The 14,648-nt window shown below is 72.6% G+C and carries 10 protein-coding genes, 1 tRNA gene and 1 riboswitch; of the genes, 3 read left to right on the forward strand and 8 right to left on the reverse strand.

Features of this window, described 5'->3' with window-relative positions:
* Positions 1 to 14 precede the first annotated feature (14 nt).
* The 3 genes from QP090_RS35245 to QP090_RS35255 all read right to left on the reverse strand — a co-directional run bounded on the left by QP090_RS35245 (position 15) and on the right by QP090_RS35255 (position 5,753).
* A complete protein-coding gene (locus tag QP090_RS35245) occupies positions 15 to 383 on the reverse strand; it encodes a UCP033725 family protein (RefSeq protein WP_285944086.1) in 369 nt (122 codons plus the stop codon).
* The gene (locus QP090_RS35250; RefSeq protein WP_285944087.1) at positions 380 to 4,192 is read right to left on the reverse strand and encodes an SseB family protein; all 3,813 of its coding nucleotides are present in this window, start codon (positions 4,190 to 4,192) and stop codon (positions 380 to 382) included. Before QP090_RS35250 ends, QP090_RS35245 begins: the two co-directional genes overlap by 4 nt.
* Positions 4,193 to 4,346: 154 nt before the next feature.
* Positions 4,347 to 5,753: an aminotransferase class V-fold PLP-dependent enzyme gene (locus tag QP090_RS35255; RefSeq protein ID WP_285944088.1), complete on the reverse strand. Its 1,407-nt coding sequence runs from the start codon at positions 5,751 to 5,753 to the stop codon at positions 4,347 to 4,349.
* Positions 5,754 to 5,783: 30 nt separating this feature from the next.
* A riboswitch (SAM riboswitch) is annotated at positions 5,784 to 5,898 on the reverse strand.
* Positions 5,899 to 5,924: 26 nt separating this feature from the next.
* Here QP090_RS35255 and QP090_RS35260 point away from each other — a divergent pair.
* Positions 5,925 to 6,332, forward strand: coding sequence for a DUF8711 family protein (locus tag QP090_RS35260; protein WP_285944089.1), 408 nt, complete (start codon positions 5,925 to 5,927; stop codon positions 6,330 to 6,332).
* Between the two features lie 108 nt (positions 6,333 to 6,440).
* Here the strand turns inward: QP090_RS35260 and QP090_RS35265 are convergent, their stop codons facing one another.
* The 4 genes from QP090_RS35265 to QP090_RS35280 form a co-directional block, all read right to left on the reverse strand.
* Positions 6,441 to 9,200, reverse strand: a complete 2,760-nt coding sequence (locus tag QP090_RS35265; RefSeq protein ID WP_285944090.1) for a transglycosylase domain-containing protein — start codon at positions 9,198 to 9,200, stop codon at positions 6,441 to 6,443.
* Positions 9,201 to 9,486: 286 nt separating this feature from the next.
* Positions 9,487 to 10,635 carry an FKBP-type peptidyl-prolyl cis-trans isomerase gene (locus tag QP090_RS35270; RefSeq protein WP_285944091.1) on the reverse strand — a complete coding sequence of 383 codons (1,149 nt, stop codon included), beginning with the start codon at positions 10,633 to 10,635 and terminating at the stop codon, positions 9,487 to 9,489.
* 234 nt (positions 10,636 to 10,869) lie between these two features.
* A tRNA-Arg gene (locus QP090_RS35275) sits at positions 10,870 to 10,946 on the reverse strand.
* 221 nt (positions 10,947 to 11,167) lie between these two features.
* The gene (locus QP090_RS35280; RefSeq protein ID WP_285944092.1) at positions 11,168 to 11,767 is read right to left on the reverse strand and encodes a hypothetical protein; all 600 of its coding nucleotides are present in this window, start codon (positions 11,765 to 11,767) and stop codon (positions 11,168 to 11,170) included.
* A 364-nt stretch (positions 11,768 to 12,131) separates the two neighbouring features.
* On the opposite strand from QP090_RS35280, the gene QP090_RS35285 reads away from it, so the two are divergent.
* Both QP090_RS35285 and QP090_RS35290 read left to right on the forward strand, forming a co-directional pair.
* Positions 12,132 to 13,271 (forward strand): hypothetical protein, encoded by a 1,140-nt coding sequence (locus tag QP090_RS35285; protein WP_285944093.1) that lies wholly within the window; start codon positions 12,132 to 12,134, stop codon positions 13,269 to 13,271.
* A 77-nt stretch (positions 13,272 to 13,348) separates the two neighbouring features.
* Positions 13,349 to 14,143: a phosphotransferase gene (locus QP090_RS35290; protein WP_285944094.1), complete on the forward strand. Its 795-nt coding sequence runs from the start codon at positions 13,349 to 13,351 to the stop codon at positions 14,141 to 14,143.
* Between the two features lie 67 nt (positions 14,144 to 14,210).
* Here QP090_RS35290 and QP090_RS35295 read toward each other — a convergent pair whose 3' ends face one another.
* A complete protein-coding gene (locus QP090_RS35295; RefSeq protein WP_285944095.1) occupies positions 14,211 to 14,561 on the reverse strand; it encodes a DoxX family protein in 351 nt (116 codons plus the stop codon).
* Positions 14,562 to 14,648 lie beyond the last annotated feature (87 nt).

Here is a 14,648-nt window from a genome sequence, read left to right on the forward strand (position 1 = left end):
CGCGTTCCGGACCTTCAGCTGAACTCCTCGCGCAGATCCTCGACCTCGGCCCCCGGCGCCCAGGTCTGCCAGATGCCCTGGTCGATCCGGTCGAGCCCGAGCCGCGCGGCGACGGGGGCCCGCCCGCCGGCGTACTCGACCCGCAGCCAGGTCTCGTGCTCGCCCACCACGATGAACCGCTCGCCCCGCCACGTGCAGGTGGTGCGCACGTACCGCAGGTCCTCGATCTCGGACGCGGGGACGATCCGCCGGTACCGGCCGGGCCGCAGCTCCTCGAAACCGTCGGTCGGCTCCGGGGTGTACAGCCTGATCTCACCGTCGGCACCCGGCGCCGCCTCGAACTCCCGGCCGAGCCACCGGGCCACATACCCGTCCCGGATCACTGCGCGGCCTCCGTCCTGTCGCCCCAGCCCTCCGGACCCGCCGCCGCGTCGGGCCGCAGCCAGGCGAGCCGGTCGGGATCGTACATCGCCACGAACCGTTCGGACCGGTCCGTCCCGAGGAGGTACATCTCGGCCCCGTACGGGAGCCGCACGCTGTCGACCTTGTACTCGCGGATGGATCCGGCACCGCCCGGCGCGAACCCGCCGCCCTGGAACGGGGGCCGCTCGATGACCCAGCCCTCCTCGCCCCACGACGCCAGCTCCTCCTCGGTCTGCCCGCCGAAGGGGATCCGGTAGAGGTCCGGGCAGTACGCCGGCCAGCGGATGACGTACACGCCCTCGTCGTCGGGGGAGAACGTCGAATCGTCGTAGAACAGCCCGAGCGCCTCGTAAAGCTGGATCGGCGTTTGCAACTCGGCGACGTCGGAGGTCGGATGCACGAAGCCGCCCACCCGGTCGTAGCCCTGATCGAGATACCAGCCGACATGGCCGTGCGGGACGACCTTCTGCATGATGGCCGGCTGCACGGCGCGTTCGGCGTCGAGATGCGCCGCGCCCGGCCCGTTCGCGGCGGGCGCCGCCGGGGCCATGGCCGGGTCGGCCTGGGACGACGCGGCGAACGACTCGGGCGCCGCCCGATGCGGCTCCTGCGCCGCCGCGGCCACGGCGTCCTGGTAGGGCGGCGCCTCCTGCGGGATCTCCTGCGGGACCTCCGGCTGCGCCTGCTCCCGGCCCTGGTGCGGCACTGGGACATCGGGGCGCGGCTGGACGAGGCCGACCCGCACCGCCCACTCGCTCAGCGCCCGCACCTGGTCGCCGCGCAGCGACGCCCCGATGCGGGTGCCGGGATTGAGGAGCATCGCCCAGTCCTCGCGCGGCCACGAGCCGATGATCTCCCGGAAGTCGGCGTACACGAACCGCGACTCCGGCAGCACCTCCCGCAGCCGGACCAGCGAGGTGAAGATCTGCACGGACGAGTCGTCGCGCAGCGCCGCGTCCCAGCGGAACTCCCGCTGTACCGGCGTGACCTCCAGCGGCGCGTCGAGCGGGATGGGCACCAGCACGTTGGCGGCGAGCAGCACCCGCAGGAACGCGTCGGAGTCGCCGCTCAGCGCCGCCTCGTACAGCTCCTGGTCGATACGGTTTCCCGGCTCGAACTCCGCCTCCGGTGCCGCCGCCTGCACGGGCTCGGACCGTCCCGCCGGTTCGGCCTGGGTCGCCGGTTCGGCGTGGGCCGCCTCCGCCGGTGCGCCCGGACCGGTCGCAGACCCAACGGGCTGAGCGGATGCCGTATCCGGCGCTGAAGGCGGAACCCCCGCACCGCCGGTCTCAGCCTCCGCCGCTATCGGCGAAGCTTCCGGACGAGCCGCTCCGGCTTCCGCGCCCATGGGCGCACTCTGTGCCGGTGCAGGGGTGTTCTCCGCCGCCTCCACAGGCGGGGCTTCCAAGGAGGCATCCGAGGTCTCCGCGCCGGTGGGCCCAGCCTCCGCCACCGCGAACGGGACGTCGGGCTGCGCATGTGGGGTCGCAGGTGGAGCGGGCTGGGCCTCCGCCTGCACGGGCTCGGCTTCCGCCGCTGCGAACGGGACGTCTGGCTGTGCGTGCGGGGTGGGTGGTGGAGCGGACTGGGCCTCGGTATGTGCGGACGGCGCCGCCGGTTGTACGGGCGAGGGCTCGGCCTGCGTGGATTCGGGCTCAGCCTGCGCGGATTCGGGCTCGGCGGGCGCGGATTCGGATTCGGGCTTCGCGGGCGGGCTCTCCAGGGGCGCCGGTCCGCGGTCCGCCGCCGTGAGCGGTGCGTCCGGCCGCACGACCGGGCCTGCCGGTGGAGCGGTGGCGGCCTCCGGCCGTACGGGCGGGGCCTCTGCGTGCGCGGGGGCCTCCGTCGCCGCAGGCGGGGTCTCCGCCTGTGCGGGGACGGCGTCCGGCGGGGCGGTGTGGGCGCCCTTCGCGTGCTTGGGCTCGGCGGACGGGACGGGCTCGGCGGACGACGGGACGGGTTCGGCCGCCGGTTCCGAGGACGGGCGGGACGGGCCGCTCAGCGCCTTGACCTGCTCGCCCGGCATCGTCGCGTCGATCGGCGTGCCCGGGTTGAGCACCAGCGTCCACTCGATGTCGGGCCACGCCGACACCATCTCCAGGAAGCTCGGCATCACGAACCGGGACGACCCGACGATCGCCTCGTTCATCCACTTCAGCGAGGTGAACACCTGCACCGACGCGTGCCCGTGCACGGGCACCGGACGCCAGGGGAAGGCCGGGTCGTCCGGCGTGATGCCCCATGGCGTCTCGACGTCGGCGGGCACCAGCACCTGCGCGCCCAGCAGCACCTTGAAGAACGCGTCGGTGTCGCGCCGCCGCGCCGCGTCGAACAGGCGCTGCTCTACGTCGTTCTGCGGCTCGAAGCCCTCGGACATGCGCCGCGCCGCGCGCTGGTCGGCCCAGGTGGCGAGGCCGGAGAGCTGCTCGGCGAGCACCGTCCCGCCGGCCGGTGAACCCGAGTTGATGGCCAGCAGCCAGCGGTGGTCGGGCCAGTAGCGCAGCGCCACCGTGAACGGCAGCTTGATGGAGTCGGTGCCGGTCCCGGCGGCCCGCGCCGCCTCGATCAGCCGCTCGGGCGAGGTGAAGAGGGGCACCACCGTCGCGCCGTCCACCTCGCGGGTCTGCCACGGGAATCCGGGCCGTCCGGGACGGAGCGTGTAGTCGGTCTCCTCGGGGACGGGCAGCAGCACCTCGGCACCGGCCAGCGTCTGGAGGAAGAGATCGTGGTCGTTGTTCGCGGCGGCGCGCAGGAGTTCCCGCTCGACGTCGTTCGCGGGCTGGAACTCGGGACGCGGCTCCGTGCGCGGCAGCTCCCGGTGCTGCTCCTGGAGCTCTTCCCAAGGCGCCCCGTCGTCGGCGTCGCCCGACGTGCCGACGAGCGCGCCGTCCGGTGGCGGACCCGCCGGGACGGAGTGGTCGTCGCCCAGCCCGCCCGCCACGGCCGAGTCGGGCCCGGTGCCTTGGCCGGACGCGGCGTCCCGCGCGGACGCGGGGCCTTGCGCGGACGCGGCGTCCTGCGCGGCATCGTCCAGCCTCGGCACGCGGCCGTTCTGGTCGCGCGCCGCCAACGCCTCCGGCGTCAACGCCGGGATGTCCTGAACCGTCCGGGAGACGGGCTCGGGCTCGGCGGGCCCGGACGGACCCGACGGACCCGACGGTCCGGACGGGACGTCGCGTGCCACCACGGGGTCCTGCGGGGCCGGGACGGGCGGCGGCTCCTGAGACGGCACCGGCTGCTTCTCCGGCGCACCCTCGGCGGCCTCGGCGCCCGCCGCCGGTGCGGCGGGAAGCGGGAGCGCGTCCGGGCGGCCCGCGCTCGGCGGACGGCCGTCGCCGTCGGCCACCTGCCGGACGAACCAGGACGGGAGCCGCGCCTCGATCGGCAGCGCGGCGCCGTCGTGCCCGGTCGCCCGGACGTCGACCGCCAGCCACCACCGGGCGTCCGGCCACGTGCCGGCGAGATCGCCGAACGTGAGCGTCATGAAGTGCCGGTACGCCGGACCGAGACAGGCGCGCATCGCCTCGGCGGAGGTGTAGGCCAGCACATGGGTGCGGCCGTCCTCCTCCTGGACCGGCCAAGGCGGCTGGGCCCGGTTGGCGAGCACGTCGTCGATCAGGTCCGGCGAGACGGGGACCACCAGCTCGCCCTCCGCCAGCAGGCGGAAGTAGCCTTCCTGGTCCCCGGCCCGTACGGTCTCCTCAAGTCGGCGCTCGAAGTCCGACGTGGGTCGCCACGCGTCGGCCACGGTCGCCACCCCCTGTTTCATCCCGCCGTCGTCCCACCGTGCCCCGTCCCCGTCCGCCGCCCCCGGTGGGAGGGCCCCGGCACGCCGGTCACGGACTGCCTACGCTACATGGGCGAACAGGACCAAAAAGCCTAATCGTCCGGTTGTCGCGACGGGGCCGCAGGTCAGCGGCCCCCTAACCGCGCGGCTCGCGAGCCAGCCGCGCGAGCGCGTCCAGAAGCCGGTCGACATGCTCCTCGGTCGTCCCGATGCCGAAGCTCGCGCGTACCGCCGAACTCCGGTCGTCCCCGCATCCCCCGCCGCCGCCCGCCGCGTCCTCGCCCCTCCCCGTGGGCGGGGTGTCCAGCAGGTGCCGTACGAAGGGGTGCGCGCAGAACTTCCCGTCCCGAACCCCGATGCCGTGCTCACCCGACAGCGTAAGCGCCACGTCGCGCGCGTTCCAGCGGTCGACGAGGAAAGACACGATCCCGACCCGCGGACCGCGTCCGCCCCAGAGGGTGAGCTCCCGCACTCCGGCGATGGCGGCGAGGCCGGATCGGAGCCGGGACAGGAGCCGCTCCTCGCGTTCGGCGAGCGCGTCCCACCCGGCGGCGGTCAGCGTGTCGCAGGCCGCGGCGAGCGCGAGGACCCCCAGCACGTTCGGCGTGCCGGCCTCGTGCCGCTGCTCGGGGTCGGCGGCCCACCGGGTCGCGCCGCCGCCGGTCACCGCCGCGCTCGCGCCGCCGCCCTTGAGGTACGGCGGCGCGGCGCGCAGCCAGTCGGACCGTCCGGCGAGCACGCCCGCGCCGAACGGCGCGTACAGCTTGTGCCCGGAGAACGCGACGTAGTCGAGGCCGAGCGCGGTCATGTCGAGCGGACGGTGCGGCACGTACTGCGCGGCGTCCACGGCGATGCGGGCGCCGTGCCGCCGCGCGACCGCGGCCAGTTCCCGGATCGGCCACACCTCGCCGGTGACGTTGGACGCGGCGGTCACCACCAGCAGGCGCGGACCGGCGGGCGCCTCGCCGAGGGCCCGGTCGGCGGCGCCGATCGCCTCGGCCGGGGTGGACGGCGCGGGCAGCCGCACGGCGCGCTTCCAGGGCAGCAGGGTGGCGTGGTGCTCGGTCTCGAAGAGCACCACCGTGGTGCCAGGCGGGACGGCGTGCGCGAGGAGGTTCATCGCGTCGGTGGTGTTCCGGGTGAAGACGACCGACGAGCGCCGCCACCCGCCGAGGAACCCGCGGACCGTCTCACGCGCCCGCTCGTACGCCTCGGTGGTCACCTGCGACGCGTACCCGGCGCCGCGGTGCACGCTGCTGTAGTAGGGGAGGGCCCGGGTGACGGCGTCGTGCACCGCTTCCAGACAGGGCGCGCTGGCCGCGTAGTCGAAGTTGGCGTAGGGCACCTCACGGCCGTCGCCCAGCGGGACGGGCGCGTCCGCGCCGATCACGCGCGGCCCGGCGCCCGCACTGCCGGACGCGGCGCCCGCACCGCTGAGCGGGGCCGCGACGGCGTGCGCGGGCGGACGGGGGGAGAGCGGCCGGGCGAGTTCGGTCCCGGTGAGCGTTGCGGTGCCGGCGGACGACATGCGTGCGACCTCCATCAAGGTCCAGGGACCCCGGGATGTCGGCGGGGTCCGCGCTTGCCGGAACGCGATCGCGTCCGGCCTGGTCCTCACCCGGGGCACCCCATCGCGGACGAAGGGTTGCCGGCCAGCTAGCCGGGGCTTGACGCTGGCACTCATGACCTGATGCGGAAGTATATGCGGATGCCGATGGGGATCGAAAGCGAGGGTGCGATGCGGTACGGGGTGTTCCGGACGTTGGCCGGGGGAGTGCTGCTGCTCGCCGGGGCCGGCCTGCTGAGCGGCTGCGGGGCGTTCGGCGGCAGCAACGCCGAGCAGGTGTGCACCGATACCAGGGACGCGTTCCAGCAGTACGCCACCCAGGTCAGAACGGTGTCGGCGGCGGACTCCGGACAGTGGCGGCAGGCCGCCGAACAGCTCGCCAAGCGGATCGACGCCCTCGCGGCGAAGGCCGACGACGCCGAGCTCAAGAAGGCGCTCAAGGGGGAGGCCGACCGCCTCCGTCCGGCCGCCGCGTCCATCGGCACCGGCGACGCCGCGCAGCTGAACGCGGTCATCTCCGAGACGCCGAAGCGCATCGGCAAAGCCTGCGAGTGACCTGGCACGGCCCGCCTCCGGGCCACTGAAGGGACAGTACGAAAGGAGGGGCCCGGCGGATCGCCGGGCCCCTCCTTGCTGCTTCCTCTTACTCCCAGGCCGGACGGACTAGTTGCCGAGTTGCTGACGGGTTCCGCCACCACCGGTGCCGGGAGTGGTGCCACCGCCGCCTCCGCCGGGTTCGGTGCCGCCGTCGCCTCCGCCACCGCCGGGTTCGGTACCGCCTCCGCCGGGTTCGGTGCCGCCCCCCTCTTCGCCGCCGCCACCCGGGCTGCCCGGGCCCGGTCCGCCCGTCGACGGAAGGACCGGGCCCGGGGCGGGCCGCTGGGGCTGCGGCGGCCGTGACAGCCCCGGAGTGCGGGGCGTGGTCGGGCCGCCGGGGGTACCGCCGCCGGGCGACTGGTAGCCGCCGCCGGGCGTCATCGACGGCGAGCCGAACGACTCCTGGTCGTACCCCTTGATGCTCACGGCCTCGCTCATGAAGGACCGCCACGTCTGCGCCGGGAGCTGCCCGCCGTACGAGCCGTAGCCGGGGATGTTCAGCGGCTTGCCGTCACTGCGGAACATCGAGACCGTCGTCGCCATCTGCGGGATGTACCCGTTGAACCAGATCGCGCGCCCCTGGTCGGTGGTGCCGGTCTTGCCCGCCACGTCGCGCCCGTCGGGGAGCTGCGCGGCGCCGCCGGTACCGCCCTGGACCACCTGCTGCATCGCGTACGTGGCGTCGCGGGCGTTCTGCGGGCTGAACGCCTTGGTGGCCTTCTCGGTGAAGGTCCGCTTGTTGTCCTCGTTGTCGGTGACCGCCTTCACCACGTACGGCGTGCGGTGCTCGCCCTCGGCCGCGAACGTCGCGTACACCCCGGCCTGCTGGACCGGGTGCAGCGAGACCACGCCCAGCGGGAACACCGCCGACTCCCGTTGGGCCGGCTGCATCTGGCCGGCCGGGATGCCCATCTTCTCGGCCATCTCGGCGATCTTCTCGTTGCCGATGTCCTGGCCCAGGTTGACGTAGGCGGTGTTGATCGAGTGCTGGGTGGCGGTGACGAGGTTGACCTGCCCGAAGTTCTCGCCGCTGTCGTTCTTGATCGGCGTGCCGCGGAAGTACTGCGGGGAGCTGCCGTCGTAGCTGCTGGCGAGCGTCTTGCCGCTGTCGAGCGCGGCGGCCAGCGCGATCGGCTTGAACCCCGACCCGGCCTGCGCCGCGTCGCCGAACGCGCTGCTCAGCGCCTCGTTCAGGTAGTTGCGCCCGCCGTAGAACGCCACCACCTGGCCGGTGGCCGGGTCGACCGACACCATCGCGGTGCGGATCTTCTTGCTCATCCCGGCGGGCATGTTGGCGGTGACCGTCTTGCGGGCGGAGTCCATCAGCCGCTTGTCGAACGTCGTGGTGATCTTCAGTCCGCTGCGGTTGATCTCGTCCTCGCTGAAGCCGCGCCGCTCGGTCAGCTCCTTCTTGGCCACATTGACCATGTAGCCCTTCTGGCCCTTGAGGACGTCGGTGATCTTCTCCTTGGCGGGCACCGGGAACTTCATCGCGGCGGCGTCGGCGCTGGAGACCGCGCCGTCCCGGACCATGTTGCCGACGACCGCGTGCCAGCGCTGCTCGGACGAGGCGCGGCGGGAGCCGGTCGGGTCGGCGAACACGCTGGGCTGCTGGATTGCCGCGGCCAGGTACGCGCCCTGCGCCGGGCTGAGGTTCTTGACGTCGGTGCCGAAGTAGGCCTTGGCGGCGGCCTGCACGCCGTACGCGTCACGCCCGAAGTAGATGGTGTTGAGGTACTGCTCGAGGATCCAGTCCTTCGGCTTCTCCCGGCCCACCTTCAGGGAGACCATGACCTCCTTGAGCTTGCGGGTGACCGAGCGCTCCTTGCCGATGCCGCCGTAGTAGTTGCGGACCATCTGCTGGGTGATGGTCGAGCCGCCCTGGAGCTGCTCGCCGGTGGCGGTGGACCAGAACGCCCGCGCGGTGCCGGTGAACGACACCCCCGGGTCCCCGTAGAAGCTGCGGTTCTCGGCCGCGATCACGCCGTTCCGGACGCCGTCGGGGATCTGGTCGAGGCGGACGGCGTCACGGTTGACGCCCGTCTTGGCGATGAGGGTCTTGCCGTCGGCGTAGTAGAAGCTCGGCCCCTGGGCGACCGCCTCCTCCTGGGGGGAGGGGACCGGCGTGAACAGGTAGGCGACGCCGAACGCCGCCACGCAGAACCCGATGAACCCGAGCAGGGTGAACAGGATGCGCCGCGCGTACTTCACCTTGCGGCTGCGCGTCTTCTTCGGGCCCTTCCCGCCGCCGCCACTTCCGCCGCCACCGCCGCCCTTCCCGCCGCCGGGACCGTTCGGTGTACCGGACCCCTGGGACGCGGTGGGTGCGGGACTCTCCGCGGACGCGACGGCCACGCCGGCGGACCCCGCACTACCGGACGCGCCGGACTCCGCCGCCGCCTTCACGGGCGCGGCGGTGTCCTCGGTCTTCTCGGGCTCTTCGGCCCTTTCGGACGCATCCGGCTTCTCGACCCTGCCGAACTCCTGCGTGCGCGAGGTCTCGCGCGGCTTGGAGGTCTCTTCGGGCACGGCACCGGACGCGGCTTCGGCCACGGCCACGGCCACGGCCACGGGCTCGGGCTCGGCCACGGGCTCGGGTGCCCCGCCGCCCTCGCTTGCGGCCTCGGCCTTGACCTCGGCCTCGCCCTTGACCTCGGCCTCGACCGTGCCGTCGACCTCGGTTTCGGACGTGCCGGCCTCGGGGGTTTTCCCGTCATCGTCGGCGATCTTGGTCGCCGTTCCCGGCGGTGTCGCGGCGCCGTCCGGATTCACATCGGCGACCCCGGCGGGACGTTCGCCCTCCGGGCTCTTCTCACTGCTGCTCACAAGCCCCCCGTGATGATTTCGTTACCGACGATACCTGAGGGGGGTGAGATGTTCGGCCGTTCAATGCACACTCCCATGGCTTCCCATTCAGAAGGACGAACGGAGCGCCCGCCCGGTTGTCGTGACGCTCGCCGCAATGCTGTTTCAGGGATGCTCATAACCGTCGCGCGCGCACCGTCCCCCATCCCCGTCGCGCCGCTGGTCCGCCGCCGGAACGGCGAGCGGCGGGGCCCCGTGCATCGGGGGCCCCGCCGCGCGATGTCCGCGGACCTCGGTCAGAGAGGGATCATTTGAAGATCGTGCCGAGGATGTCCACCACGAAGACCAGAGTGTCGTCGCCCTTGATCCCGGCCTGCGGGGCGCCGTTCTTGCCGTAGCCGTCGGCCGGCGGCAGCACGAGCATCACCCTGCTGCCGATCTTCTGGCCCATCAGCCCCTTGTCGAATCCGGGGACGGTGCCGCCGGTGCCGATCGGGAACTTGGCGGGCACGCCGCCGTTCTGCCAGCTCGAGTCGAAGACCTTGCCGTTCTTCCAGAGCTGGCCCTGGTAGTTGACCAGCGCCTCGTCGCCCTTGGCGAGCGCCTTGCCGTTGCCCTCGACCAGGACCTTGGTCTGGAGCTTGCCGGGCGCGTCCACCTTCTTCGGGATCGTCACCTTGGGCGCCTGGCCGGGCTTGCCGGCCTCGACCTTGGGAAGGTCCTTGTCGTCGAGCTTCTTCTCGGTGCCCACCGGACCGGCGTTCTTGGGGGTGACGCCCTGCACGTCGACGACGAACACCAGCGAGTCGGTCGGGGAGAGCTGGAGCTGCTGGCCCTGCTCGCCGAAGCCGTCGGCCGGCGGGATCTCCAGGATCACCCGGCTGCCCGCGGTCTGCCCGAGCAGGCCCTTGTCGAGGCCCTTGACGCCGCTCTTGCCGACCACGAGCGGCTTGTCCTGGCCCTGCTGCTGCGCCTGCGCGGTGTAGGACGAGCCGACCTGCTTGTTCGTGCTCTTCTTCTTGGAGTCGTCGTCGTCCTGCGCCTTCGCCCACTGGTAGAAGGAGTACTTGACGAACACCGTGTCGCCGTCGGCGATCTTGGGGCCGCCGCCCCTGATCGAGGCGGTCGCCTTGAGCTTGGTCGCGGGAGCGAGGTTCTTGGGGATGCTGACCTTGGGTTCCTTGCCGAACGCGCCCTTGGCCGTGATCTCCGGGTCGGGACGGGTCGCGAGGTACCAGCCGCCGGCGGCGATCGCCACGACGACCACGAGGATGCCCGCGATCATCACGTAGTTGCGGGTGCGCGCCTGCGAGGCGGTCAGTCCGGACGGCCGGGGCCCGCCGCCGCGTCCCGCGCTGATGCCGTGCGGGGTGAACTCCGGGCTGCGGATGTTCTTGGCGTTCGGCAGCTTGGCCTTGACCGCAGGCTCACCCCGGGGCTTGTCATCCTCTGACATGTTTCCTCACTCGCTCCGGGATCGACGACATCACGAAAGTGACCACCCTTCCAGTGCCGGTCTAAGCCCAGCGTGAAAACCGTGCAAAGGAGGCCGACCCGCAATCTACCGGTCGTGCTCTCGGCCGACAGGGGCGCACGGTGGGGGTGCAGAGGTACGCAGGATACTGCGCCGAGGCGGATGCTGTGGCGTTCAGTGGTCGCCACCTTCACGGTGAGTCACCGTGAAGGTGGGTGGCGCGCCCGGCAGGATTCGAACCCGCGACCGTCGGATTAGAAGTCCGATGCTCTATCCAGCTGAGCTACGGGCGCCCATAAATCGGCCCTGACCTGCGAAGACGTGCCCCCCGGTGGATCTGGGGTGGGCGTCTGGCGCGGGCCGGCCTGCATCCGGCACCCTCCCGGGCACCGGGACACAGTGTAAGGCTGAGCGTCTTTCGGCTCCACATCTATAGCGGCCCAAGATCGGGCCAGGTCGGCCGCCGCGCCGTCCGCGGGGCTCGATACCGCGCCGGACCGGGGCTTGAGGACGTTCAGGCATCTCCCCAGTAGAGGTGGTGGGCCAGGGCCTCGGGGGTCCAGCCCCTGGCGGCGACCCGCGACTTCTCCACGCGCACCGCGGGGTTGAACCGCGTGGCGGCGGCGGCCGTCCTCTTGTGGTCCAGCCGCCAGCCGTCGATCTCCCGCCAGGCCAGGGGCGGGCCGCCTTCCTCGGGCGGGCCGAGGATGTACACGCGCCTGCCGGACTTTCCGCGCGTCCAGGGATAGGTGCCGCCGCCCACCCGGCCGTGGCGGGTGACGATGTGGATCGCCGCGATCCTCTCCCAGGGGACCGGCGTCCTGGCCGGCGGGTCGACGTCGACGCCCTCGGCCGTGACGGCGAACGCGGCCTCGCGCCGCAGGGAGAGCCTCAGCGCGCGCGGGAACCGTCGCAGGACGTGGCGGAGGATCAGAACGAGAAGGAACGCCAGGAGAACGAGGGCGACGCGGTCCCGCGCGTCGTCCGGCGTGAGGAGCCCGCCGGCCGCCCCGCCGGCGACGAGCGCCGCGCAGAGGGCGGCGGCGAGGCAGAGCCGGGCCGGGGGCCACCAGCCGTACCGGGCCTCGTATGCGGCGTTCTCCGGATTGCGCATATGACTTTTGACGCCGGTTCCGCACCGCGGGTTCGGCTCGGGTCGTCCAAGAAATCACCGCCCATCATCGGCGTCCGCCCCGGCTGGGGAATCCGGTGGCGGCCGACATCGGCTACGAAACAATTCCGCTGCCCCGGCAGCGTTCCCCTATGGGGTCGTGGCCTGTCAGCGGCCATGACGGACGTCATACGTCCCGATATTCGCGCATTACTCAAAGGGGCTTAGATGGCCTGCCGGTGTCGTAGGTTCGGTACAAAATAAAGCCTGTTGTGGAAGGTTGTCCTGCTGCTATGGTCACGCGGATGCGGCCTTCCATTCAGATTGATTTACGGTCATTCCTCGGGCTGCTGGAACGGGCCCTGGAATGCTGACCCCGCCGCATCCCTTCACCGGCCGGATCCATACGGAGGTCCGCGCGGGGATGGCGATGGAGCCCGGCGAGGCCAGAGCGGAGCGACTGGAGCGGCTGGTGGCGCGCGCTGAGGCGGACGGCGGCCCGTACGCCCTGATCGACACGCGGGTCGCCTACCTGTACGCGCGCTGCCACCCGTTCGGGCGGCCGGAGGACGCTCTCGCCGCCTTGGCCCCGTGCCTGGAGCTGTACAGGGCGGCGCCGGAGCGCTTTGGCGAATGGCATCGGGACAGGTTCTGGGAGTCGTTCCGGAGGCTCACGCTCACCATGCTGGTCGGGCCCGGCCAGCGGGCCTCCTGGCTGCGCGCGGTCGTGGACGACCTGCGCTTCTGCCGCCGGCCCGGCCACAGAACGGACATGGAGGACGTCCATCTGGCCGAGTTGCTGCTGGAGTGGCGGGTCGGGAACGTCGCCGCGGCCGAGGAGGCGATCCGCCTGATCCTCGCCTGCGGTCCCAGGGAGGGGAACCAGTGGGGACGGGTGGGGGCCCTGGCCGGTTTTCTGGCCGACCTCGGCCGCGACGCCGAGGCGATCGAGTCGCTGGAACCGGCGCTGACCGGCTCGGTGCCCGTCCGCGAAGACGGCGATCCGGCCCGCTTCGCCGACCATCTGCTGCTGCCGTACCTGCGCACCGGCCGTGCCGAAGAGGCGGGCGCGCTGCACGCCCGCACCTGGCGCGGGCGGCTGACGGGATTTCGCCTCGCCTCGCACCTGGAGTTCTGCGCCCGGACCGGGAACGAGGAGCGCGGACGCGAGATCCTGCACCGCCATCTCGAACCCCTGGCGGACGATCTCGGCAGCATCCTGCGGATTCGCGAGTACGCCGCCGCCGCCCTCCTGTGCCGCCGGCTGGCCGAGAGCGGCCGATGGGACGATCCGTGGACCTGGCCTGAGGACAACGGGACCGCCGGCGGCGACATCGGCGGTGACGGAGAGACATGGACCTATGCCGAACTGCACGAGGAATTCCGGGACGACGTGCTGAGCCTCGCCGACCACATGGCCGACAGTGACGGCACGGCCTGCATACGTGAGCGGATGGGCGCTCTGATGGACGCCGGGCCGATCGTGGCACACCTCCCGCTGCCCTGACCGGAGGTCCCCCTTTAGGCAGTGATATGACGGTTGCGGGGGCGGAGGGGTGCGTTGGCGTCATATCTTTGGTGTTCGTGGCGGTGAACATTGAGGTGCCGCTCTCCGGCGGGGATGTCACGGAGGGCGTTGTGCGGGTCGGCGAGACGGTGCGGCGGCCGATGCGCCCGCACAGTCCGGCGGTGCACGGATTGCTGCGGCATCTGGAGCGGGTCGGGTTCGAGGGGGCGCCGCGGGTGCTCGGGATCGACGAGCGCGGACGGGAGATCCTCAGCTGGGTCCCCGGTAGCGCGCCGCACCGGCCGCTGCCCCGGTACGCGGTGACGAACGACGCGCTGCGCGGGGTGGCCGCGCTGCTGCGGGACTACCACGACGCGGTCGGCCCGTACGTCCCGCCGCCGGACGCGCCTTGGGACACCGCGGCCTCCAACCTGGACGGGCCGCCCGAGCTGATCGGGCACTGCGACGTCACCCCCGACAACGTGGTGTTCCGGGCCGGCCGGCCCTGCGCGCTGATCGACTTCGACCTGGCGCGGCCCACCACCCGGCTGTACGACGTGGTGACCACGCTCAGGCACTGGGCGCCGATCGCCGATCCGGCCGACCGCGACGCCCTGCTGTACGGCGCGGACGTCGGCAGGAGGATCCGGCTGTTCTGCGACGCCTACGGGTTGGACCGTGACACCCGCCGCGAGGTGCTGCCCGCGGCCAGGATCCGGTTCGAGCGCTCCTACCGGGCGATGCGCGAGCGCGCGGAGTGCGTGGGCGGCGGCTGGGCACGCATCTGGCACGGCGGGGCGGGCCCGCGGATCCGCCGGGCGCAGGACTGGCTGGAACGCAACTGGGACGACCTGGACGCCAGCCTCGGCTGACCCGGACGAGGACCGGCCAGCCGCCGGCCGGACGGAGGCGGGGCCGGCGGGCGGACCGGGCGAGGGGTCAGCTGATCAGCCGGAAGATGAGGGTGCACAGGGCGAGCACCGCGGCGATGGCCGCGGGCCCCATCAGGGCGGGGGAGTCGCCCGACCGGTGGTGCACGAACAGCGCGCCCGCCATCAGGAGCAGCAGGCAGGCCGCGGCCAGGACGCCGAGCCAGACGACCCCGAGGCCGATCAGCAGGCCGAGCGCCCCGAGCAGCTCGGCCACGCCGATGAGCCGGTAGCCGTCCCACCGGATGCCGAAGTGCTCGGCGGCCTCGACCTGCTGCTCGGCGCCGGTCAGCTTGGTGACGCCGACGAAGGCGAACAGCGCCGCGGTCACGACCGAGAAGATCACAGTGAAGGCGTACACACGGGGACGATTCCCGCCGGATCACCGCGTCACGCCCCGCTTGATCAAGACTTGACGCGGGCGGCCGGGGCCGCGACGGTGCCGTAT

The sequence above is a fragment of the Actinomadura xylanilytica genome (assembly GCF_030283145.1).
GTDB classification, from domain to species: Bacteria; Actinomycetota; Actinomycetes; order Streptosporangiales; family Streptosporangiaceae; genus Spirillospora; species Spirillospora xylanilytica.